22 protein-coding genes are annotated in these 22,293 nt (G+C 66.3%); 10 read left to right on the plus strand and 12 right to left on the minus strand.

Features of this window, described 5'->3' with window-relative positions; genetic code table 11:
* Positions 1-42 precede the first annotated feature (42 nt).
* A complete protein-coding gene (locus AB0F17_RS01385; protein WP_358014310.1) occupies positions 43-762 on the plus strand; it encodes an ABC transporter ATP-binding protein in 720 nt (239 codons plus the stop codon).
* Complete coding sequence (locus tag AB0F17_RS01390; RefSeq protein WP_358014313.1) at positions 759-1,580, plus strand: ABC transporter permease; 822 nt, start codon at positions 759-761, stop codon at positions 1,578-1,580. The genes AB0F17_RS01385 and AB0F17_RS01390 overlap by 4 nt, the downstream gene beginning before the upstream one ends.
* On the opposite strand, the gene AB0F17_RS01395 is transcribed toward AB0F17_RS01390, so the two are convergent.
* Positions 1,534-2,142 carry a TetR family transcriptional regulator gene (locus AB0F17_RS01395; protein ID WP_358014316.1) on the minus strand — a complete coding sequence of 203 codons (609 nt, stop codon included), beginning with the start codon at positions 2,140-2,142 and terminating at the stop codon, positions 1,534-1,536. The two genes, AB0F17_RS01390 and AB0F17_RS01395, sit on opposite strands and share 47 nt — an antisense overlap.
* A 35-nt stretch (positions 2,143-2,177) precedes the next feature.
* A complete protein-coding gene (locus AB0F17_RS01400; RefSeq protein ID WP_358014319.1) occupies positions 2,178-2,606 on the minus strand; it encodes a hypothetical protein in 429 nt (142 codons plus the stop codon).
* Positions 2,607-2,719: 113 nt separating this feature from the next.
* On the opposite strand from AB0F17_RS01400, the gene AB0F17_RS01405 reads away from it, so the two are divergent.
* The 7 genes from AB0F17_RS01405 (at position 2,720) to AB0F17_RS01435 (ending at position 8,245) form a co-directional block, all read left to right on the plus strand.
* Positions 2,720-3,406: a class I SAM-dependent methyltransferase gene (locus tag AB0F17_RS01405; protein WP_358014322.1), complete on the plus strand. Its 687-nt coding sequence runs from the start codon at positions 2,720-2,722 to the stop codon at positions 3,404-3,406.
* A gap of 287 nt (positions 3,407-3,693) precedes the next feature.
* On the plus strand, positions 3,694-3,969 hold the full coding sequence (locus tag AB0F17_RS01410; RefSeq protein WP_358014325.1) for a zinc ribbon domain-containing protein: 276 nt from the start codon (positions 3,694-3,696) through the stop codon (positions 3,967-3,969).
* Between the two features lie 136 nt (positions 3,970-4,105).
* Complete coding sequence (locus AB0F17_RS01415) at positions 4,106-4,771, plus strand: AmiS/UreI family transporter (protein ID WP_358014328.1); 666 nt, start codon at positions 4,106-4,108, stop codon at positions 4,769-4,771.
* 82 nt (positions 4,772-4,853) lie between these two features.
* Positions 4,854-6,101, plus strand: coding sequence for a formamidase (fmdA, locus tag AB0F17_RS01420; protein WP_358014331.1), 1,248 nt, complete (start codon positions 4,854-4,856; stop codon positions 6,099-6,101).
* A 431-nt stretch (positions 6,102-6,532) separates the two neighbouring features.
* Positions 6,533-6,961, plus strand: a complete 429-nt coding sequence (locus tag AB0F17_RS01425; RefSeq protein ID WP_358014334.1) for a hypothetical protein — start codon at positions 6,533-6,535, stop codon at positions 6,959-6,961.
* Positions 6,962-7,069: 108 nt separating this feature from the next.
* Positions 7,070-7,831 carry a class I SAM-dependent methyltransferase gene (locus AB0F17_RS01430; RefSeq protein WP_358014337.1) on the plus strand — a complete coding sequence of 254 codons (762 nt, stop codon included), beginning with the start codon at positions 7,070-7,072 and terminating at the stop codon, positions 7,829-7,831.
* Positions 7,832-8,110: 279 nt separating this feature from the next.
* Positions 8,111-8,245, plus strand: a complete 135-nt coding sequence (locus AB0F17_RS01435) for a hypothetical protein (RefSeq protein WP_358014340.1) — start codon at positions 8,111-8,113, stop codon at positions 8,243-8,245.
* A 24-nt stretch (positions 8,246-8,269) separates the two neighbouring features.
* On the opposite strand, the gene AB0F17_RS01440 is transcribed toward AB0F17_RS01435, so the two are convergent.
* The 10 genes from AB0F17_RS01440 to AB0F17_RS01485 all read right to left on the minus strand — a co-directional run bounded on the left by AB0F17_RS01440 (position 8,270) and on the right by AB0F17_RS01485 (position 18,859).
* Positions 8,270-9,802, minus strand: coding sequence for a carboxyl transferase domain-containing protein (locus AB0F17_RS01440; protein ID WP_358014343.1), 1,533 nt, complete (start codon positions 9,800-9,802; stop codon positions 8,270-8,272).
* A complete protein-coding gene (locus AB0F17_RS01445) occupies positions 9,799-10,995 on the minus strand; it encodes a CoA transferase (RefSeq protein ID WP_358014346.1) in 1,197 nt (398 codons plus the stop codon). Before AB0F17_RS01445 ends, AB0F17_RS01440 begins: the two co-directional genes overlap by 4 nt.
* Before the next feature lie 114 nt (positions 10,996-11,109).
* The gene (locus tag AB0F17_RS01450; RefSeq protein ID WP_358014349.1) at positions 11,110-11,586 is read right to left on the minus strand and encodes a cupin domain-containing protein; all 477 of its coding nucleotides are present in this window, start codon (positions 11,584-11,586) and stop codon (positions 11,110-11,112) included.
* 36 nt (positions 11,587-11,622) lie between these two features.
* The gene (locus AB0F17_RS01455; protein WP_358014352.1) at positions 11,623-13,095 is read right to left on the minus strand and encodes an amidase; all 1,473 of its coding nucleotides are present in this window, start codon (positions 13,093-13,095) and stop codon (positions 11,623-11,625) included.
* Positions 13,092-13,514, minus strand: coding sequence for a RidA family protein (locus AB0F17_RS01460; protein WP_358014355.1), 423 nt, complete (start codon positions 13,512-13,514; stop codon positions 13,092-13,094). Before AB0F17_RS01460 ends, AB0F17_RS01455 begins: the two co-directional genes overlap by 4 nt.
* 24 nt (positions 13,515-13,538) lie before the next feature.
* A complete protein-coding gene (locus AB0F17_RS01465) occupies positions 13,539-14,384 on the minus strand; it encodes a fumarylacetoacetate hydrolase family protein (protein ID WP_358014358.1) in 846 nt (281 codons plus the stop codon).
* A 55-nt stretch (positions 14,385-14,439) separates the two neighbouring features.
* Complete coding sequence (locus AB0F17_RS01470; RefSeq protein WP_358014361.1) at positions 14,440-15,201, minus strand: hypothetical protein; 762 nt, start codon at positions 15,199-15,201, stop codon at positions 14,440-14,442.
* Positions 15,202-15,303: 102 nt separating this feature from the next.
* A complete protein-coding gene (locus AB0F17_RS01475) occupies positions 15,304-16,791 on the minus strand; it encodes an APC family permease (RefSeq protein ID WP_358014364.1) in 1,488 nt (495 codons plus the stop codon).
* A gap of 9 nt (positions 16,792-16,800) precedes the next feature.
* Complete coding sequence (locus AB0F17_RS01480) at positions 16,801-17,385, minus strand: NAD(P)H-dependent oxidoreductase (RefSeq protein WP_358014366.1); 585 nt, start codon at positions 17,383-17,385, stop codon at positions 16,801-16,803.
* A gap of 628 nt (positions 17,386-18,013) precedes the next feature.
* Positions 18,014-18,859, minus strand: coding sequence for a HAMP domain-containing sensor histidine kinase (locus AB0F17_RS01485; protein WP_358014369.1), 846 nt, complete (start codon positions 18,857-18,859; stop codon positions 18,014-18,016).
* A gap of 457 nt (positions 18,860-19,316) precedes the next feature.
* Between AB0F17_RS01485 and AB0F17_RS01490 the strand changes: the two genes are divergently transcribed.
* Complete coding sequence (locus AB0F17_RS01490; protein WP_358014372.1) at positions 19,317-22,292, plus strand: AAA family ATPase; 2,976 nt, start codon at positions 19,317-19,319, stop codon at positions 22,290-22,292.
* Position 22,293 lies beyond the last annotated feature (1 nt).

A 22,293-nucleotide genomic window follows, 5' to 3' on the forward strand; every position in this document is an offset into this window, starting at 1 on the left:
AACCCGTTGCGAGCGCCCGTGTACCGAACGCACCCTGGTCGGGTGGCCATCCTGGAGGCGACTCATCTGGTCAAGCGGTTCGGGCCCGTGACGGCGGTCCGTGACCTGAGCCTCACCGTCGGCGAAGGAGAGGTGACCGGGCTGCTCGGGCTCAACGGCGCGGGCAAGTCGACGACACTCCACATGGTGCTCGGCCTGATCACGCCCGATTCGGGGAGCGTCCGCCTGTTCGGCCAGGACCTGGCGCGGCACCGGATCGAGGTGCTGAGCCGGGTCAACTTCGCCGCCAGTTACGTGGACCTGCCCGGGCCGCTGCTGGTGCGGGAGGTGCTCGACGCGTTCGCCCGCCTCTACGCGCTGCGGCGGCCGGCGGCACGGGTCGACGAGATGGTCGAGCTGTTCGAGCTGGAGCCGCTGCGCGGGCGCCGGATGATGGATCTGTCCTCCGGGCAGCGCACCCGGGTGCAGCTGGCCAAGGCTCTGCTCAACGCGCCCCGGCTGCTGGTGCTCGACGAGCCCACGGCCAACCTCGACCCCGACGTCGGCGACCGGATCCGCGGCCTGCTGTCGCGCGTGGCCGAGGAGAGCGGCAGCGCCATGCTGATCACCTCGCACAACATGCGCGAGGTCGAGCGGATGTGCGACCGGATCCACTTCATGGCCGGCGGCCGGATCGTGGCCACCGGCACCGCCGGCGAGCTGGCCAGCCGCTACGGGGTCGACGACCTGGAAGAGGTGTTCCTGAAGGTGGCCCGCGGATGACGGCCCTCACCCTGCCCCCGCTCAGCCTCGCCGCCCGGCGCAGCCGGATCTCCGGCGTGATCCGGCGTGACTTCGCCGCCCTGCGGCGCAGCCCGATCAGGATGTTCGAGATCCTGTTCTGGCCGACCATCGAGCTGCTGCTGTGGGGGTTCGTCACACTGTTCCTCAGGACGCAGCAGGTGCCTTTCGTGGTGGCGTTCCTGATCGGCGCGGTGCTGCTCTGGCAGGTGCTGCAGAAGGCGAGCAACGAGATCTCGCTGGCCTTCCTGGAGGACATCTGGGCGCGCAACCTGCTCAACGTGCAGGTCAGCCCGCTGTCCAGCGTCGAATACCTGATCGGGCTGATGCTGTTCTCGCTGGGCAAGGTGGTGTTCGCGGTCGCCGTGATGGCGGGGCTCGCGCTGGCGCTCTACGGGTTCGGGGTGACGAGCCTGGGCGTGGGGCTGGTGCCGTTCATGGGCATCCTGCTCCTGCTCGGCTGGTCGCTCGGGCTGATCGGCATCGCGGCGGTGCTCCGCTTCGGGGAGAACGCTCAGGTCATCGCCTGGTCGTTGGTCTTCTTCGTCCAGCCGCTGGCCGGGATCTTCTACCCGCTGTCGGTGCTGCCCGAGCCGGTGCGGGCCGTGGCGTGGTTCCTGCCCGCCTCGCATGTCTTCGAGGGGATGCGGACGGTCATGGCGGGCGGTGCGCTGCCGTGGGACCGGATGGTGTGGGCGATGGGGCTCAACGCCGTCTATCTGGCCGGGGCGCTGGGGGTGTTCGGGTGGGCGCTCAACTACGCCCGGCGGCATGGGAGGCTTTCCCGCTTCGGTGACTGACCGCCGCGACGATCACGTCCACCAGGCCCTCGACGACCTCCGCCCGATCCACCTCGGGATGCTCCAGCCACCAGTCGCCCGTGGTCTGCACCATGCCGACGAACGCGTGGCCGAGCACCTGGGCGCGTACCGGCTCCGGCACCACCCGCTCGGCGGCCAGCACCCCGCCCAGCTCCTCGCCGAGACTGCGCACGAGCGCGGTCATGTGGGAGCGCATCCGGGTGTCCTCGGCGCTGGCCCGGTGGAACAGGAACCGGTAGAGGTTGAGGTTGGCCGAGATCAGGTCCAGGTAGACGGTGATCGTCGTCCTGGCCCGGCCGCGCAGGTCGGTCGCGACCTCGGTGAAGGCCGGGCGCAACTGCGCGATGACCGTGCGCACGTGGCGGTCGGCCAGCGCCTCGTAGAGGCCGCTCTTGTCGCCGAAGTGGCGGTAGAGGATCGGCTTGGTGATGCCGGCCTCGGCGGCGATCGCGGCCATGGACGCCTCGGGGCCCTCGCGCAGGATGACCCGGTCCGCCGCGTCCAGCAGCGCCTTGCGCCGATCCGGGTCCCGTCCGCTCATCCGCCCAGGATAGATCGCCGCCTGTGTGGCGGCGGTCATCCGGTCGGGGCGGATCGCCGGGTACGCGGCAGCAGCGCCGACAGCACCAGCAGGACGCCGATGACGGCGTACAGGCCGGTGACGCCGGCCAGGGTGCCCGGCGGCTCACCGGCGGGCACCGCGAAGCTCGGCAGTCTGCCCGCCAGGTCCAGCGCCACGTCGAGGTCGAAGGCGAACAGCGCGGCGACGGCGGTGAGCGGCAGCCCGCAGGCCAGCGCGGCCAGCGGCGACAGCCACGACCAGGCGGCGAGCAGCACCACGATGGCCGCCACGGCCGTCAGGTAGCCGAGGCCGACCGGCGCGGGCCGGAAGGCGGCGTACGCCGCCCGCAGGGCCCTGGCCCCCGCCTCGGTCAGGTAGTACACGAGGGGCAGCGCGGCCAGGCCCGCCACGACGCCGATCAGATGACGCACCTCACGGGACACAGCAGCATCGTCCCCCGGCCGCCCGCCTCCCATGTCGGCCCGCACCGACTATTCCGCGCCGGACGGGCTCGTGGAACGGCCGCGCGGCCTCTCCAGGAGTTAGGTTCGAAAACATGACGATCTCCCCCCAGTCCGGCACCGGACCCGGCTCGATCACCCCCGACGGCTCCCCCGTCGAGTTCTACACGTTGTTAAGGCCCCGAGGGGAGGCGGAGATCGTCGGACAGGTGACACCGTCCGGCGGGTCCGTCCTGGAACTGGGGTCGGGCGTCGGCCGGGTCACGCACGCACTGCTGGAGCACGGCTTCGAGGTGGTGGCCGTGAACGAGTCTGCGGAGATGCTGGCCCGCATAACAGGCGCGCAGACCGTACGGTCCCGGATCCAGGACCTGCGACTGGAGCGGAGATTCGACGCGGTCATGCTGGCGTCGTTCCTGGTGCACACGACCGACGAGGACGGCGCGCGGGCGCTGCTGTCGGCCTGCGCGCGGCACGTGGCACCCGGCGGGGCGGTGCTGATCGAGTGGACGCCGCCCGAGACGCACGACGCGCAGCAGGTCGGCAGGGGCAGGACCGACGGCGACATCACGATCACGCTGGTGGCGCGGGAGGAGGTCGGGCCGGGGCTGTTCAGCGCGACCATGCGGTACGCGCACGGGGATCGGGTGTGGACACAGTCGTTCACGTCCCGGCGGCTCAGCGACGACGACCTCCGCGCGGCCCTCACCGAGTCCGGTCTCCATCTGGACCGCTTCCTCACCGACGACCGCAGGTGGGTGCTGGCCGTCCCCGCCGCATAGCCGGGCCAAACGTCCGGCAAATTCTCGCAGGCGTTCCGGCAATTATGCGCGGCACAACGTTAAAGGTCTGACCACGTTTATCGCCTCCGCGAGCACCGTCCTGCTATTCTTGCTCCCTTTTGCGCTCAGAGCCGGTTTTCCGGTGAAATTGCAACAGTATTTGACGGCCTTGACATGGGGTGGCGCCAGAGGTTGTCTGAAGTGTGCCTAGATTGCCGTGGGCCGGCACATTCTGGGACGCCAAAGGCCGGAGTAGATCGAGGTAGATCTCTGCGAAGGGGACGCCTATGGCAACGTATGAGTATCGCTGCCCCGATTGCGGAAGATTCGACGTGCACCTACCGATCGGGAGCGCCACGGCGGCATACGAATGCCCCGCATGTCACCGCCCATCGCATCGAGTCTTCTCCTCGCCGTACCTCAGCCGGGTGCCCTCGGTGGTCGCTGCCGCGCTCACCCGCGAGGAGCGGAGCCGGGAAGTACCCGAGGTTGTCACGAGCACGCCTCCCAAGCGGCGCGAACAGCCGCCGCACCCGGCGCTGCCACGTCTGCCCCGGACTTGAACAACAGAACCAACGCGGCCACGTGCGTGTGAACCGATCACACACGCGGCTCCGCCGATCCGGGCGCGGCGACCGTCACACGGGCGTCCGGCGTGAATGATGCCGCCGCACCACAACACCAGGAGGTGCGTGGCTCATGGGAGCCGTCGGACTTCTCTATGTGGGCGCAGTGCTCTTCATCAACGGGATGATGCTGCTGAAGAAGATCGATCCACGCGCGGCAGGCATCTTCAACCTCTTCGTCGGAGGCCTGCAGGTGATCACGCCCACCGTGCTGATCATCACCAATCCCGGGAACCCCGCCCAGATCCTCGGCGCGTCCGGGATCTATCTGTTCGGTTTCACCTACCTGTACGTCGGGATCAACCTGCTGGGCGGTTTCGACTCCACGGGAGTCGGCTACTTCTCCCTGTTCGTGGCCATCATGGCGCTGGGATACGCGTACGCGAACTTCCGGCTCCTGGGCGATCCGGCGTTCGGGGTCATCTGGCTCTACTGGGGGTTCCTGTGGTTCCTCTTCTTTGTGCTGCTGGGTTTGAAACACGAGCAGATCACCAGGTACACGGGCTGGGTCACGGCGATCCAGGGATGGGTCACGGCGGCGATCCCCGCCTTCATGATCCTGACGGGGTACTGGCGGAACACGAACCTCATCGCCTTCATCCTCGCCGTGTTCGGCGTGGTGGTCTTCATCGGGCTGTGGCCGCTGACACGAGGGCGTGAACCCGCCGCGGCGGCACCGAGCTCGAGCGATGAGGCGATGGGCGCCGGTGACCGGAGGCACCGCCCTCGCTGGACCTGACGAGAAGGCCCGCGACGTCTGCAAGGAGGTGGTCGATGCGCGCATCCCTGACGGCACCCGTATCCAAAGAAAGGCATTCATCATGCCGAACGTCGTATTCAGCATCGATCAATCGATGTCCATGCGCGACCAGAAAATTCCGGGACACAATCGATGGCACCCAGATATTCCGGTGGCCGACATGGTCCGCCCCGGAGATGAGTTCCGAGTCGAATGCCGGGAATGGACCGACGCCCAGATAGGTAACAACGATTCCGCGAACGACGTACGGGACGTCGACCTGAGCGTCGCGCACGTGCTGAGCGGACCCATCGGGGTGGACGGAGCCGAGCCGGGCGATCTCCTGATCGTCGACATCATGGACCTCGGCGCGGTTCCGCAGCAGGTGGGGAACGCACCAGGACAGGGCTGGGGGTACACCGGTGTGTTCGCCAAGGCGAACGGCGGCGGATTCCTGACCGACTACTTCCCCGACGCCTACAAGGCGATCTGGGATTTCCACGGCCAGGTGGCCACATCCCGTCACCTGCCAGGTGTCCGGTTCACCGGCATCACCCACCCCGGGCTGTTCGGCACCGCGCCGTCGGCCGAGCTGCTCGCCTCCTGGAACCGCAGGGAGCAGGCGCTCATCGACACCGATCCGCGACGGGTCCCGCCGCTCGGCCTGCCACCGCTGGCCGACAACGCCATCGCCGGTACGGCGAGCGGCGAGGTGGCGCGGCGGGTCGCCGCCGAGGGCGCGCGTACCGTGCCGGCGCGGGAGAACGGCGGCAACCACGACATCAAGAACTTCACCCGCGGCGCCAGGGTCTTCTACCCGGTCCTCGTGAAGGACGCGAAACTATCCGGAGGCGACCTGCACTTCAGCCAGGGCGACGGCGAGATCACCTTCTGCGGCGCGATCGAGATGGGCGGTTTCATCGACTTCCACGTCGACCTCATCAAGGGCGGCATGGAGAAGTACGGTGTCACCACCAATCCGGTCTTCCAGCCCGGAAACGTCGAGCCGCGCTACTCCGAGTTCCTCTCGTTCATCGGGATCTCGGTCGACCACGACACCGACACCAACTACTACCTCGACGCGACGGTGGCCTACCGCAGGGCCTGCCTCAATGCCGTCGAGTATCTCAAGAAGTGGGGCTACACCGGCGAACAGGCCTACCTGATCCTCGGCTCGGCCCCGATCGAAGGACGGGTCAGCGGAATCGTCGACATTCCCAACGCCTGCTGCTCGCTCTACCTGCCCACCGCGATCTTCGACTTCGACATAACCCCGAACGCCGAGGGACCGGCCAGGAAGAAGCGCGGGCAGTGCGCCGTGACGAGCTGACCGCCACCGCATGCGACGGCCTTGAGGGGTGATCTTCCTGATCGAGCGACGCCTGAAAACGAGAACGGCCACCACGCGTGTGGGGACGAACACCGATCGCGCGGTGGCCGCGATCCACGGCACATCGCCGCCGAACCCCTGCGGCGATTAATATCTTGCCCTATTTATCCCCAAGAGTCGTTTACCGCGCCAGAGTGCGATCCGATCGACCAGCGCGCCTTCCACCCCAGGCCAGAGGCCGTTTTGCCCCCGCCTACCCAGGGTTGTCCAACCGCCGCCATCGCTCTGCCAAGAGTCAACCCAGGGTGCCCAGCCCGAAAAATACGCAAAAATCTGGCTATCATCACGTGTATTCGCAAACCCCGACATGTCTACCGAAACGGGGCAATTCCACACAGGTGCGCGCGCCTGCCGCTCCGAAGGATTGATCAATGAACAACGACGCCGTGTGGGTCCGAAGCGTGACCGGCATCCAATTGCACCACACCACCGACCTCCAGGACGCCAGCCGATTCCTGGGCAACGCGGTGATGGCGCTGCGGGCCGCGCACGTACGAACCGGCGATGACCGGTACGTCGACCTCGCCGCCCAGCTCAAGACCATGGTGGCGGAGACGCGAACCCTGGAGACCCAGGCCAGGGACCGCATGCACGGGCTGCACTCGGCAGACCCCGAGCAGTTCGTCCGCTGCCGCGAAGGCGAAGACCCGTGGCCCGACGAGATCCAGGCGGGATTCGTTCCGCGCCACACCTGCAACGATCAGTGCCTGTATCACGACCACGACGTTCTCAACGCCATCATGCAGTGCATCTGCGGGCGCCCCCCGTGCCGGGCATGCGCCATCGCCGGCATGCCGTAAGGCGAACCGCATTCATTTTGCCCGCCCCATAAGCGGCGGTGATTGAGCGCGCGTACGGCGGCGCCTAGATTCCCAGTGCTCTTTAGGAATCTCCTCTGGCGGTCCACCGTGAAACACAACCGTTCCAGCCTGGCCTACCAAGCCCGTTACGCGCTCACGCACCCGCACCGGGTCCTGCCGCATCTGCGCCGGCTGACCCGCGACACCTGGCTGCGGTTGCGCAACCGCGACCACGTCTCCTACTACCGGGCGGTCATGAAGTCCGACGCCGCCTGCAGCCCCGAGGGTGCGGTCGGCTCCCACACGCACAGGCGCTGGCTGGCGCTGGGGCGCATGCAGTTCGATTATCTGAAGAAGCACGGCCTCAAGCCCGGCTTCACGATGCTGGAGATCGGCTGCGGCAATCTGCGGGCCGGCCGGCTGTTCATCGACTACCTGGACACGGGCAACTACTACGGCCTCGACATCTCGCCCGACATCCTCTTCTCCGCGCAGGAGACGGTCGTCGCGAACGGCCTGCGCGACAAGCTGCCGCACCTGACCCCGGTCCGCGATCTGCGCTTCGCGTTCCTGCCCAACGGCCACTTCGACGTGGTGCACGCCCACAGCGTCTTCTCGCACTCACCACTGAACGTCATCGAGGAGTGCTTCGCCCACGTGAGCCGGGTCATGAAGCCGGACGGGTGGTTCGACTTCACCTTCGACCGCGCCGACGGCAAGGAGCACCACGTGCTGCGCGAGGACTTCTACTACCGCACCGAGACCCTCGTGGCTCTGGCGGACCGGTACAGCCTGGACGCGACCTTCATGGACGACTGGGAACAGCTCCGGCACAAGCAGTCGAAGATCCGTATCACCAGGAGGACGTAGGCGGCATCGCCTGGGCGCTCAGACCCGCGCCCTTTACAACGTAGATTAAGTAGCGGCCGGCCACGACCTGGCCGGCCTTTGGGGCATCGCCGTCGGCGGCCTGCGCGGCCGCGAGGGTCCTTGTGCCCTGTGCGCAGCATCCGGTGGCAGGCGATGCCTGCCACCGGATGATGTTCTTCGCCCACCTGATCGCGCTCACCGTCCACCGCCTGGCCTGCCAGAACCCGGCCTGTCCGGTACGAACGTTCGCCCCGCGCGTCGCAATATGCGGTGTTCCATGTGTCGTTCACGTCCCGGCGGCTCAGCGACGACGACCTCCGCGCCGCCCTCACCGAGTCCGGTCTCCATCTGGACCGCTTCCTCACCGACGACCGCCGGTGGGTACTGGCCGCACCCGACGCCTTTACAAAGTAGATTTCATGCGGCGTGACAAGCCGGTCACTCAGATGCGCGAACATCCATCGTGAGTTGGGACGCACCGAGTTGCCGGTATCGGCGGCGACGTCGGCGCAGCCGCTCGGCTGGCTCCTGGCGGAGCAATGTCGCAAGCTCCTCGCGTATCACTCCCCCGACTCGTCGGCAGAACTCCTCCGGCGCGTCAGCGGCGTCGGGTGATTCCGGCACGACCCGGTCGACGATTCCGTCTTCGTGAAGGTCCATGGAACGGACCCGTTGGGCCTGAGCGATCTCCGGAGCGCGGCGCTTTGTGCGATGCATGATGATGCTGGCGCCCTCGGGCGGCAGCGGGGCCAGCCAGCCATGCTCAGCTGCCACGACTCGGTCGGCGGGGAGCAGGGCGAGTGCCGCCCCGCCGGATCCCTGCCCCAGTAGGAGGGCGAGGGTCGGGGCTCTTAGCATGATCATGTCGGACAGGCAACGAGCGATCTCTCCAGCGAGGCCGCCTTGCTCCGCCGCAACGGACAAGGCCGCACCCGGGGTGTCGATGACGGTCAGCACGGGCAGGTTGAGATCTTCGGCCAGCCGCATTCCACGGCGCGCTTCACGCAGGGCCTCAGGGCCCAATGCGTGTTCCGCGTTCTGCATGCTCCGGTCCTGCCCGAGCAGGACGCACCGCGCCGGCCCGAACCGTGCGAGCGCAACGAGGAGTCCTGGATCCGCCTCCCCCTGACCGGTGCCGTTCAGCGACACGACATCGGTAGCGGCGTACCGGAGAAGTTGTCGTACACCTGGACGTCCGGTCATCCGTGACCGCAGAACCGACTCCCACGCCGGCGTGTCAGGCAGGTCGACAGAGACCTGCGGTGGCGCCGGGTACGGCTCCACCCGAGCCCCGTCGCCGCGCAGCACGGTGAGGACGCGAACCACGATGTCCGCGATCTGCTCCGGCTCGGCAACCGCGTCGATGAGGCCGCATTTGACCAGGTTCTCCGCGACCTGCACCCCTGAGGGGAATGGCCTGCCGTACAGCCCCTCGTAGACCCGCGGCCCGAGGAATCCGACGAGTGCTCCCGGCTCCGCCACGGTGAGGTGCCCCAGCGATCCCCACGAAGCGAAGGCACCACCGGTGGTGGGATTCCGTAGGTATACCAGGTACGGCAAGCCGGCAGCCTTGTGCTCGGAGATTGTCGCTGTGATCTTCACCATCTGGACGAAGGCGATGGTTCCCTCTTGCATGCGGGTGCCGCCCGACGCTGGGGCGGCGAACAGCGGCAGCTTCTCCGCAGTCGCCCGCTCAATGGCATTGACCAGGCACTCAGCGGTGGCCACGCCGATGGAGCCGCCGAGAAATGAGAACTCACCAGCGACGACCGCGACCTTGTGCCCGCGGATGGTGCCTGAGCCGGTATGAACTGCCTCCTCAAGGCCGGTTCGGCGACGCGCCTTGGCCAGTTCCGCACCGTAGGCACCCGATGCCGCGAACGTGGTCCGAACCGGCTGGTCCCACGACGTGAAGGAGTCTTCGTCGAACACGAGGTCGATGAGTTGCCGGGCACCCAGCGCCCTGGTCATGCGGAGCTCCTGGTCGTGGCGCGGTGGTCGAGATCGTCCAGCCATCCGCGGACGATCTCGTCGTGTTGCCCCAATAGCGGCGGGGCATCGTGGTGTTCGCGCGCGCCGGCATGCGCGTTGTCGTCGAAGCGCAACGGGGGGCCGGGGAGCTGGATACGGCCGACCAGTGGATGATCGACGTCGATCAGCAACCCTTGGGAGGACGTCTGCTCCCAGGCGAACACGTCGTCGAGGGATCGGACCTTGCCGGCCGGGATACCGGCACTTGTCAGCAGGCCCAACCAGTACTCGGCGGGTGCGGTGGCAAAGACCTCTTCGATCTTCGCCACGAGCCTGTCGTGGTGGGCGAGACGGTCCGCGTTGGTGGCGAAGCGCGGGTCGAACGGATCGAGCCCGGCGATGGGCGCGAACCGCTGCCACAAGGATTCATTGCCGACGGCCACTTGAACCGGCGCGTCAGCAGTGTGGAAAAGCCCGTACGGGGCGATCACGGGATGATGATTGCCGTTCGGTGTCGGCACCTCGCCAGCCACGGTGTAGCCAGTGCCCTGAAACGCGTGCACTCCCACTATTGCGGCGAGGAGACTGGTGCGCACGACCCGCCCTCTACCGGTTTTGGTGCGTTCGTGGAGGGCTGCGAGTACACCGTACGCACCGTACATCCCAGCGAGTAGATCGCCGATCGGGACGCCGACCTTCGTCGGCTCCCCGGCGGCCGGGCCTGTCAGGCTCATCAGCCCCGCCTCGCCTTGTGCGATCTGGTCGTAGCCCGCGCGCCCGCCTTCGGGCCCGTCGTGGCCGAACCCAGTGATCGACAAGAGGACCAGCCCGGGGTTGATCTCCTGTAGCTGATCGATCGAGAACCCGAGCCGATCCATCACGCCCGGCCGGAAGTTCTCGCACAGTACGTCGGCGTGCTTCACCAGACGGCGCAGCAAGGTCTGGCCTGTTTCGGTCTTGAGGTCGGCGGTGACCGATTCCTTGTTACGGTTGCACGACAGGAAATAGGTCGATTCACGGTGATCATCGTCGCCGACGAACGGCGGACCCCAGCCCCGGCTGTCGTCACCGCCGTGTGGTGACTCCACCTTGATCACACGCGCCCCGAGATCGGCGAGCATCATCGTCGCATGCGGACCGGCCAACGCGCGGCTGAGGTCGATCACGGTTATGTCGGCGAGAAGATCCGCCACTATCAGCTCCTCGTTGTGCGGTAGAGGGATCGCCGCTCGCCGGAACGGCGTGGGCGCGGCCGACCCGGGACGAAGCCCAGAGCCGACCCATCCCACTGCGCCCGGTCTGGCGGGTCAGGCCAGACCGAGCTTGTCCGCCAGCGTCGGTCCGACGTAGGTGACTTCGTACTTCGCGTTGATCCGATCCTGTTCGGCAGGGTCGGCATCCTCTGCGAGGTGCTCGTTCTCCGCGAAGAGCCCGTCGTAGCCACCCGGGGTCATAAGGTTGATCACCCTTACGGGCGGCTGGTTCTTGCGGATGTTGTCGAAGGTGTGCGGCACGTGGGGCGGGATGGAGATGAAGTCGCCTGGATAAAGCTCATGAATCTCGTCACCGCATTGAACTGCCAGGACGCCGTCCAGGACATAGAAGGTGTCGTCCTGGTTGGCGTGCCAGTGCAGCCCCGGACCGGTCAGATATTCGATGGTCATCTCGAAGAAGTCGAATCGCCCCCCGGTTTGGTCGCCGGTCGCCTTGAACAAGGACGGTCCTTGCTTGTAGCCCGTGCCTTCTGAACTTCGGACAATGAGGGCTTTCGCGGTCTGTGACATGATCGACACCTTTCTGGGTGATCGGTGGCACTGCGTTCAGGTCGTTTGGACCGCTGCCGTCGTGGAGATCGGTAGGGGGGTTCTGGGCTGTGGCAGCGGTGGATGCCGGCGGTGCCATTCGGTGATCTGCTGGAATTGGTGGGCCAGTGCGAGCAGAGTTCCCTCTTCCCAAGCGCGCCCGACAAGCTGAAGGCCGACCGGCAACCCGTTGTCGTCGAAACCGCAGGGAATGGTGAGGGCGGGCAGACCGGCGATGTTGACGGGCGCCGCATATCGCGGCCCTGCCTCGGGATCATGTCTGTGTCCCGCGGCGTCCATCAGAGGCGCCGTGCGTTCGCGGGCAGGCAGCGCCAGAACATCGACTTGCTTGAACAGCTCCCGCAGTTCAAGGCGCAGTCGGCGGCCGACGCGCTGAGCGTCGAGATAGTCCGGCGCGGGTGTGGCGAGTCCGGCCTCCAGCCGTTCACGCACCTGAGGAAGGAAATCGGCGCCACGCTCCTTCAGAAGGTCCCGGTACTGCGCCGCCGCCTCGCAGCGCACCAACACGTGACTGGCCTCCGCTGCGGCGTCCCAGGCGGCGACCGTGGCGTCCATGGAACGAACACCGAGACTTCCGAGCACTCGCAACCCGTTGTCGAGGACTCTCGACAGGTCGTCCGGCAGCGGCGACCACAGATCCCTCAGGATGCCCAGCCGCACAGAACGAACGGAACGCTCCAGCCCGGCGACGTAGCGGCCCACGCCCCGGTCGACCGAGGTCGGATCCAAGCGGTCGTATCCCGCTATCGCCTCGAGCAGCAACGCGCAGTCCTGCGCCGAGCGAGCGATGGGGCCGACGTGGTCAAGCGAGGTCGCCAAAGGCGTCACCCCGCGCAGCGGCACCAGTCCGTACGTCGGCTTGAGCCCGACAACGCCTGCCCAAGTCGAGGGGTTGCGAATCGATCCAGTCGTATCGCTGCCTATCGCGCCCGGCACAACTCCGGCGGCCACCGCTGCCCCTGAACCCATGCTTGAGCCGCCCGCGAACCGCTCCAGGTCCCACGGGTTGCGTGTAGGACCAAAGTGATAGGAGTTCACTGGTCCATACGCGAATTCGGGCAGATTGGTCTTGCCGAAGATAATCGCGCCTGCCGCGCGGAGCCGGGCGACGACGGTCGCGTCGCGGTCGGGCACGAAGTCGCTCATGACCATCGCACCTGCGGTTGTCCGCTCTCCCTTGGTCCAGCAGGAGTCTTTCACCGCGATCGGAACGCCGTGCAGTGGGCCCCGGACCGTCCCGCGAGCCAGCTCGGTTTCGGCCGCTCGCGCGTCGGACAGGATCCGTTCGGGCGACAGGCTGATGAACGCGTTGAGCTGTGGTTCGAGCCGCTCGTAGCGCGCGAGCAGCGACTGGCACAGTTCGACGGACGACACCCGGCGATCGGCCAGCAACTCGCCGATCTGCGAGATGCCCAGATAGGCGGGTTCGCGCGCGCGTTGCGCGGCACGCGCGCCGTCGGTGTCGTTCATGTGATGACCGCTATCGCGTTGATCTCGATCAGCATGTCCGGCGACACCATCTTGGTGATTTCGAGCAACGTCGAAGCCGGCGGCGGGTCACCGAAGTACTCACGCCTGACCTTGTGGATCTGCTCGAAGTGCTCGATGTTGCGCACGTAGACGTCCACGCGGACGATGTCGGCCAAGCTGCCGCCGGCCGCTCGCATCGCCTCGGTGAGGTTGTCGCACACCTGCCGCGTCTGCGTCTCGATATCGCCGACCCCGACGACGGATCCATCGGCTCCGCGAGCGGTCATGCCCGAAATGAAGACGAGTCGGCCGCGGGCCTCAACCGTGATGGCTTGGGAGAAATGGCCGCTTGGCCGGCTCAAAGCGCTGCTGTGCACCTGTTCACGTGTCATCCCGTTTTCCTCGTTCTCTTCCGGCACTGTTTCGTACTGCGGACTTCGGTATCAGTCGTCAGTGATCGTGTTTTCAAGGACGCCCACCTTGTCGATCTCTACTTCGACCTTGTCGCCGGGCTTCATCCAGATCGCGGGAGTGCGCCGCGAGCCCACGCCCGCAGGAGTGCCGGTGACGATCACATCGCCTGGCAGCAACGTGGTGATCGTGGAGATGTACTCGATCAGGCGTGGCAGCGTGAAGATCATCTGCTCTGTTGTCGCATGTTGCACGACCTCGCCGTTCAACCGGCACGACAGTGTCATGACCGTGTCGGGGGGCACCTCGTCGGTAGTCACCAGCCACGGGCCGAAGCCACCTGTGGATGAGAAGTTCTTTCCCGCGGTGTACTGCTGTGTGTGGCGCTGCCACTCGCGTACCGAGCCGTCGTTGTAGCAGCTGTAGCCGGCGATATGGCGCCATGCCTCCGCCTGTGGGATACGACGGCCCATCTTGCCGATGACCACGGCGATCTCGGCCTCGTAGTCCAAGGTGGCGGACTCCCGTGGCCGCACGATTGCGGCCTTGTGGCCGACCTGGGACTCGCAGGTACGCAGGAACAGCGCGGGGTTGGCGTTCCTGTCGAGTCCTGCTTCGATCCTGTGGTCCTCGTAGTTGAGCCCTACGCAGACAATCTTGCTGGGATTGGGGATCACGGGCAGCCAGGACACCTCAGACTCCTGGTAGTCGGGCGGGCCGTCCAGGTGAGCCATCGCGTCCACCACTCCGTTTCCCGCGAGCAGTGCCTTGAGATCTGGGTATTGCCTGGAGTAGCGGCGTCCGAGATCGACGATGCCTGCCGGGGTGACGGCCCCGTAGGTGACCGTATCGGCGATCCTGAACGTGGTGAGCCTCATGCCAATCAGTCCTTCATTTCTCACTTGACGCGTAACTTGACTTGGTCGCGGTGCGTCACCGCACCATGTCGCAGAGCACCGAATGCGCGTCCATCTCGAACTCGCAGTCCGCGACCGGTGGGCTGGCCACATGCCAGGTGAGGCCGTGGACGCCGACCCCATGGGAGACCAGGTCGTCATAGATCAGTGGGCCGATGTCGTGGACGGAATAGGCCTGCACGCTCCGGACATCACGCCAGGAGAAGCCCAGCGCACTAAGGCGTCGTTCCTGCTCCGTCCTGACGTAGCAGAGCTTCTCCCGCATCGCGTCCAGCGAAGTGTCGTTACGCCGCACGATGTTGTCGTGGTATTCGCCGCCGTCCTCTGGCGCCTCAGCACCGCCGGCGACCACGAAACTGCCGCTGGTTCTGGCAGCCGCGGGCACGGTGTAGGAGAAGGCGTAAAGAGAGGGCGATTCGGGTTTGCCGACAGCAGGACATACGTTGGTGCGCGCCACGGGATTCACGCCATGGGCGTACAGGCCCCAGCGCTCCAAGGTCTCCACATACCTGCGATTGAATTCGACGAAGGCCTGCTCATCGAACTGACCAGGTGATCGCAGTTCGCATGCGCAGAACGCCGTCGTGGGACGGCCGATCGACCGGAGGTGCGCCTCAGCCGCGGCGAGCCCTTCGAAAAGCGGCAACGGGCGTTGGAGGCGTACTCGCTCGATCTCGAAACCGGGCTCTGGCGCGACGCCGCCCGAGAACTGGAAGACAGACGGGAGATACCGATATCCCCCGGGTGCGAATACGGGCAGCTTGGTGGTGGTGGGCATGGTGGATCAGTTCCTTCTGCTTGGTGATGGATCCGCATTACTGCCCCACGGCTTGTGGCGACCTCGACACCCGGCCTCCACATGCACGGGCTGCTGACCTCGCTACCGGGTCCGTGCCGGCCCTGGGTCATCCGCCGCCAACTCGTCGCCGGCTCCCTCGCCGACGTGGATCCGTCGACGCCTGCGCCGGTCGAGGAAGAAGAAGACGGCGAAGACCGAACCCGCCGCGAGCAGGAAGACGTACGACATAGCGTCCACGGGCGGCGCCGGCGCATTCACCAGGCCGTTGATGTAGACCCATGACACCCCCACGGCCCCCAGCACGGCCAGCGCGACCAGCGCGAAACGCGCCCTGTTCTCGCGAACGACCAGCACGATCGCCCCGACGCACACGAGGACCCAGGGGATGACCCACATGTAGACGGTCACGGTTGAGAGCGCGGGGAACACTTTGGCCAGCAGTTCGTGGGGGTACCGCCACACCAGGGCAAGGAGGAAGCCCATCGACAGGAGCGACAGGCCGATGATGGCCATGCTGGGGGTCTTGAAGCGCGGGTGGATGCGCGCCGCCACACCCGGGAGCAGCCCGTCGGTCGCCAGTGTCGCGACGAAGCGCGACCCGTAGTTCACAAAGGCGATCAGTGAGGCCAGGTTGGCGATCGCGAGAACAAGGTCGGTCGCCGTGGCGAAGGGTGTGCCGAGACCGGCCTGTTGCGCCAGGGCACCCGCGGGCGATCCACCCGCGCTGATCGCATCCGCCGCCGCGATCAGACCTGGCACCTGCAGGACAGTGGTGATCAGGTAGATAGCACCGAGTACGACGGGAATGCTCATGACCGCCACCGGTACGTTGCGTTTGGCGTCGCGGGTTTCGGCCGCCAACGCGGCAGAGCTCTCAAAGGCCACCAAGAACACCGCGCCTGCCGCGACGCCCTGGAAAATGCCGCTCAACGAGGCTCCCTTGAGCGAGAGCTGGGCTCCCAGGTCCAGGCCGGTATGGACGGCGGAGGCGATCGTTATCAACAGCACGATCGGCACCGTGGCCACCGTGAGAATCACCGCGCTGCGAATAGAGGCGTCGAGCCCTCGATAAGCGAGCGCCGCCGCGGCGAGCATCGCCACGCTCGTGAGCGCGGTCATGACGGGAGCATCGAGTCCCGACTCGACGCCAACAGCAATGAGGAAGCTCCCCGCGTAAATCCCGGTGAGCATCAGAACGCCGGCGATGAGCGTGACGTAGCCGAGCAGTAGCGTCGCGCCCACCAGCAATCGCGCCCACGCGCCGAACACGTGGGACATATAGGAATACAGCGAACCCGTAACCACGAATCGACGGGCGAACGTGATGACGGCTATCCCCACGCAGCCCGTCGCCGCCGCCGCCAGCAGCGCGCCCAGCCAGCTACCGTTGCCGGCCGTAACGACCAGCAGGAAGGGAACGGTCGCCAACGCCACCGCCGGGGTCTGCGAGGCAAGAGCGAAAGCGACGATCTTACCGGGGCTCAGAGAGCCTTTCGCGAGCCCCTGCGCCTCGTGATGTACTTCGTCGACGACTGGCTGCGAATTGCTCTTTCTCTCATGACCTGACATATCTCCTCCTCAGGCTGGGCACACGAGATCGCGACCTGCGATGTCAATGCTGTGGCTGATCACCGCGTCGACCAAGGATTCGATCTTGGCGAGTGCTGTGGGATCGGTGAGCTCGCCGGAGGGATCGATTAGCTCGAAAACGTTCGGCAGAGCAACAAGATCGTCGTTGATGAGCTTCGCCCCGCTCCGGGTAGTAACGAAACGAAGATTCTCTTGCGCCCAGACGGCACCAAAAGCTGCCGGCGACGCACTCACGGTCGCGACCCACTTGTTCTGGAGGCTGCCGTTCCCGTCCGGTCGGGACAGCCAATCAAGGGCATTTTTCAGCACACCCGGTATGCCGCCATTGTATTCAGGCGTCGAGATCAGAATCGCGTCGGCGGACTCGATGTGGGAGCGCAGCTCCTGCACCGTCGCAGGCCACCCCTCTTCTTCGACATCTTCCGAGTAATGCGGGAGCTCACCGATGGAACAGATCTGGACCTCGACCTGTGTTCTCGCGCAAGCGGCGGCGAACCGTGCCGCCGCGCGAATCGCAGCGCTGTTGGTGGAACTCGCCCGCAGGCTTCCGGACAACATCGCGATCTTGAGCATCTTCTCAGCTCCCTACAAGCTTGCAGCTCACCTGCGCGGCCCGCCCTGAGCGAGGACGGGGCCTGTGGCCGCATCGACTGCGGATACAGGTCCTACGATGCGGAATGGCCGCTCGGCTCGGCATCTGGAAGATGCCGTATTTTTGGCGGTTATCCACGCGCTGGTTTCCCGTCGAACGTCCAGAAGGTGCCGTATCCGTTGGGTCGACCTCTACGGCGGGAGAGCACTTCGTCGTAGTGCGACAGGGACGAAGAACAGGCCCGGCTGCAGTACGCGCATGCCCGCTCACTTTGTGCGACGCCGCAGGACTACGCCGGATAAGGTGCGGGGTCAGTGCCGATAAGGCTTTCTCCAGATGCGCCCGGCTGCGCCCTAACGGCGTGAACTCCATCGTCGGCGTCGACGTGACGCCGGAGACGCTCGTGCCCGGCCGAGCCAGGGCGCTATTCGTGCAGGGTGAACCTACTGGTAGTCGCGGCCCTGCGGTTCCGTCGACCATCGGTCAGCGGTACGGCGGGCGTTCAGCGGAGTCGGCGATGAGAGTCACGCCAGCCGCAGTGAGCGAGTGGCGGCATCGCGTTGGCGTCGGGATGGCTGGAGGTCAGTCCGCTGTCCCGAGAGGCCGTCCCTACGCGACCGTGGGCAGCCGGAGCACGAAGCGGGCGCCGCCGATGGGCGAGTCCTCGACGCGGAGGGTCCCATGGTGGGCCAAGGCGATGTCGCGGGCGATCGCCAGGCCGAGACCGCTGCCGCCACGGTCGCGGCTGCGCGCGGCGTCCAGCCGAACGAACCGTTCGAAGATCCGTTCGCGGTCGGTCTCCGCGATGCCCGTTCCGTCGTCGGCGACGGCCAGTTCGACGCCATCGCCATCGCTGCGTACCTGGATGTGCACCGCTTGCTGGGCGTGCCTGAGAGCGTTGTCGAGCAGATTGGCCAGCAGGCGGTTGACGTGGCTGCGGACGGCACTGACCGTCACCCCGTGTTGGAGTTCCAGGCGGATCTCGACACCGTACGACCGCCGGGAGATCTCGGCCCGGACCAGCTCGGCCAGGTCCAGCGCCTCCCGCTCGATGGGCGCGGTCGCCTCCACCTGGGCTAGCAGCAGCAGGTCAGTGACGATCGCCTCGATCCTGTCGACGCCCCGCAGGGCGTGCTTCAGCAGGTCAGAGAGGTCGGTCTGCTGAGGATGCAGCATGGCCTCCTCCAGCTCCACCCGCAGTCCGGCGAGCGGTGTGCGCATCTCGTGGGAAGCGTCCGCAGCGAACTGCCGTGTCCGCTCAAGTGCACGGTCCGCGTATTCCTTGGCCCGTTCCGCGCTTCCCCAAGAGCCGGCGACCGTCCGCACGAACTGGCCTGGCGTCTTGGCCGTGTTCGCCCAGGAGGCGTTCACCGGTCGGGGAAGAACCCAGCAGGTCATGTGATCGGAGTAATGGACTCCCTCGACCGTGACTGCCTGACATGCGTGCTTGTCCATCTCGCCGTTCCTCCTTCAGATTCTTGCGGGCCTTCTCCGGTCACCATCCACGCTCCGGAACGGCTTGTCGGGCTACCGTCGGATTGGGCGCGATCTGTATCGGTTGGCTGCCGATCACCGCAATAATCTGGACATCTGCGCTTCAAGGCTCTTGAGCTGATGTCAATGGCCAGGTGCGTGTGACTCTGATCCACTCTCCACGTGGACGGGCATGGTCCGCATCGGCACGATGCCTTACCTTCTGGAGTCGGCTGTCACTGTGAGTAAGCGTCGGACGTCTGCAAAGTGCCGTATATAGGAGCTGATCACCTTGTCTACGCTGGTAAGAGGGTCACCGTGACCCGCTCCTGGATCGGCCGGCGACATGGGCGCTAGGTTATGATGTGGACCGAAATGTAGGTTTTCGTCTACACCTTGGCCGCCCCTAGGGCCCAGGCGCGTGATCAGAGGGCGATCTGTGACAACGACAGAAGCGACCGATCAGCGATTGCCCTTCGTCGGCCGCCGCGAGGCGCTCGAGCGCCTCGTCACTGCCCTGTCGCGGGCGCGAGAAGGGCGACCCACCACGGCTCTGGTAAGCGGCGAGCCTGGCATCGGCAAGTCAACCCTTATCGAGCAGTTCCGCCGCCTGACCCCCAATGCGACATTCATCATCGGCAACTGCCTCAATCTTGGTGATGCCCCTTCCTACGCGCCCTTCGTCGGCATCCTTCGATCGTTGGTCCGGCGCATCGGTCTGGACCACCTGCGCGCGTCGCTTCCTGCGAACATCGTGAGCGCGCTCGCCTGGCTCCTGCCGGATTTCGCCGATCCGTTGCCTACTTATGAAGGCACTCGCGCACGGATGTTCGACGCGTTCCTCACGCTGCTTGAGTCCTTGACGCAAGACATGCCCCTGGTCCTGATGATCGAGGATGTGCACTGGGCGGACCAGTCGACCTGGGACCTCCTCACGTACGTGGTCAACAACGCGGACGACACGCGCCTTCTCACCATCATCACCTACCGTGATCTTCCCATTGGCCACCCCCTTCGGGGTCCTGTGTCCGAGCTGGGACGCCACCACCACGTCGTCAAGGTTGAGTTGCGAGGGCTGGGCCGCGCGGATGTCGCACTTCAGAGCACGACGATCCTGGGTCGACCACCCGATTCCGCGCTGCTCAACGACATCATGCGCCGCAGTGGTGGGAACCCCTTCTTCGTCGAGGCGATTCTCGATCACTCCGGTGCGGGCGAGCCCAGCGGCTCGATTCGTGACCTGCTGATCGCGCCGATAGAACGGCTACCAGGCCCGACCCAGCGCGTCCTGCATATTGTGGCCGTAGGCGGCTCAGAGGTCGGGCACACCGTACTGGGCAAGGTGGCGGGCATCTCCGACGAAGACCTGGACGAGGCATTGCGCCCCGCGGTCCATGAGGGCGTCTTGTTGACGACTCAGGACGGGTACCGGTTCAGGCATGCCCTCATCGCGGAGGCCGTCCATGACGTGCTTCTGCTGCCCGGCGAAAGAAGACGACTGCACCGTCGGTACGCCGAGGCGATCGATGAGGACCCGCGACTCGCTCCACCCGTGATGTGTCACGCGGCCGGCGAGGTCGCTCGGCACTGGGCGGCGGCCGGCGAACCGATCCCGGCGCTCGTCGCGACATGGCGAGCGGCGCAGGAGGGGCGTGATCTGCTGGCGCACCCTGAGCGACTCCAGATGCTTCGGCGGGTTCTTGAACTGTGGTGTCTGGTCGACCATCCCTCCGAGATCATCGGCGTATCACGCGCCGCGGTCCTTCGCGACATCGTCGAGGCCGCGGATGAGAGCGGTGACATCGAACTTGGCATGTCCATCGCGTCGGCGGCGCTGGAGGCCGCCAAGTCCGAGGACACCCCAGAGCTCGCCGCTCAGATCCTTGAGCGACGGGCGCGCATCCGCTCGCGCCTCGCCATGGGAGGCGCGACAGGCGACCTCGAGGACGCCCTGCGGTTGCTTCCCGAGGACTCTCTCACTCCGCTGAGAGCGCGTCTGCTCGGTCACCTCGCACACCGCCTCTGGGTGGAGGGCAAGAACCAGGCGGCTCGGTCACTCGCCGAGAACGCGCTCAAGGTAGCCAGCGACGTTGGCGACGCGTACAGCGAAGCGCACGCCACGATCACACTGGCCGGTCTCGCCGCTCAGGACGGCGCCACTTGGGACGGGGCCGCTCAGGACAGCGCCACCAAGACGGCCATGGCCGACTTCGCTACGGCCAGAAGGCTCGCGGAGCAGCACGCGGTCCCGATGCTCGTCGTGACATCCCACATCTCCGAGTCGTGGGTTCTGGAGACCATCGGCGAATCCGCTCGGGCCGCCGACAGCGCGCGCGCCGGTGTACGGCGAGCGGGGGAAGCCGGTCTGGCTCGAACCCTCGGGGTCCGTTTGGCGGGAACCCTGTCCGAGTCACTGCTGTCGCTGGGCGAGTGGGATGAGGCCCTGGAGGTGCTCGCACATGCGATCGACCTGGAGCCGCCAAAGGGGTACCGCGCCACGATCCTCGCGATTCACGGCGAGATTCTGGCTGCTCGCGGCAATCTGGCGTCGGCGGAACAGGTACTCGACGAGATCCGGGGTCTGTCCAGCGGCAGGTTCGAAACGGCGGCGAGCCAGTTCACTCAGGCGACATTCGAGGCGCGGCTCCGGCTGGCACAGGACGACCCGGGCGCCGCCCTGACAGCGGTGTTGGACGCGATCGAGGCCTTCCCCGTCCATAGAGCGCCTGCGCGTGCCTGGCCTTTGCTGGTCACTGGCGCACGCGCGTACACAAAGTCAGAGGTTCAAGCACGGCCGCTTACGCAATCCCAACTCCACACGACTCCTTGGGAGGACACCTTCGCGGCCCTGCGGACCGCCGCTGCGGCGACCGCCGTCAAAACCGACGTAGATCGTGCGTGGAGCGCGTCGTTCGCGGCGGAGACGGCCCCGCGATCGAGACGGTGCGAGGTACGAGAGGCGGAATTGGCGGCTTGGGAGCGCCTCGGCCGACCGTACCAGCTCGCTTGGGCATTGGTGAGGTACTCCGAGGCCCTCCTCGGCAAGCGCAATCAGACAGCGGCCGCCGAGCTCCTGCACAGGGCGATCGGCATCGCCGAAGCCCTCGGCGCCGCCCCCCTCATCGCAGCGGCCGGTTCGATGGCGGCTCGGGCGCACCTCTCCTTGGCGGAGGAACCCACCGTACGCACCCCCGCCCCTGCCAGATCGGAGCTGGGCCTGACGCCACGAGAGGTGGAGGTGCTCCGCTTGGTGACGGAGGGGCGTACCAACCGGCAGATCGCCAGCGAACTATTCATTTCCGTCAAGACGGCGGGTGTGCACGTCTCCCGAATATTGATGAAAACGGACGCCGCCACCAGGGGAGAAGCGGCGGCCAAGGCACACCGGCTCCACCTCTTCGACGACCCGATCTAGT

It is taken from the genome of Nonomuraea sp. NPDC026600 (assembly GCF_040638335.1).
Lineage (GTDB): Bacteria > Actinomycetota > Actinomycetes > Streptosporangiales > Streptosporangiaceae > Nonomuraea.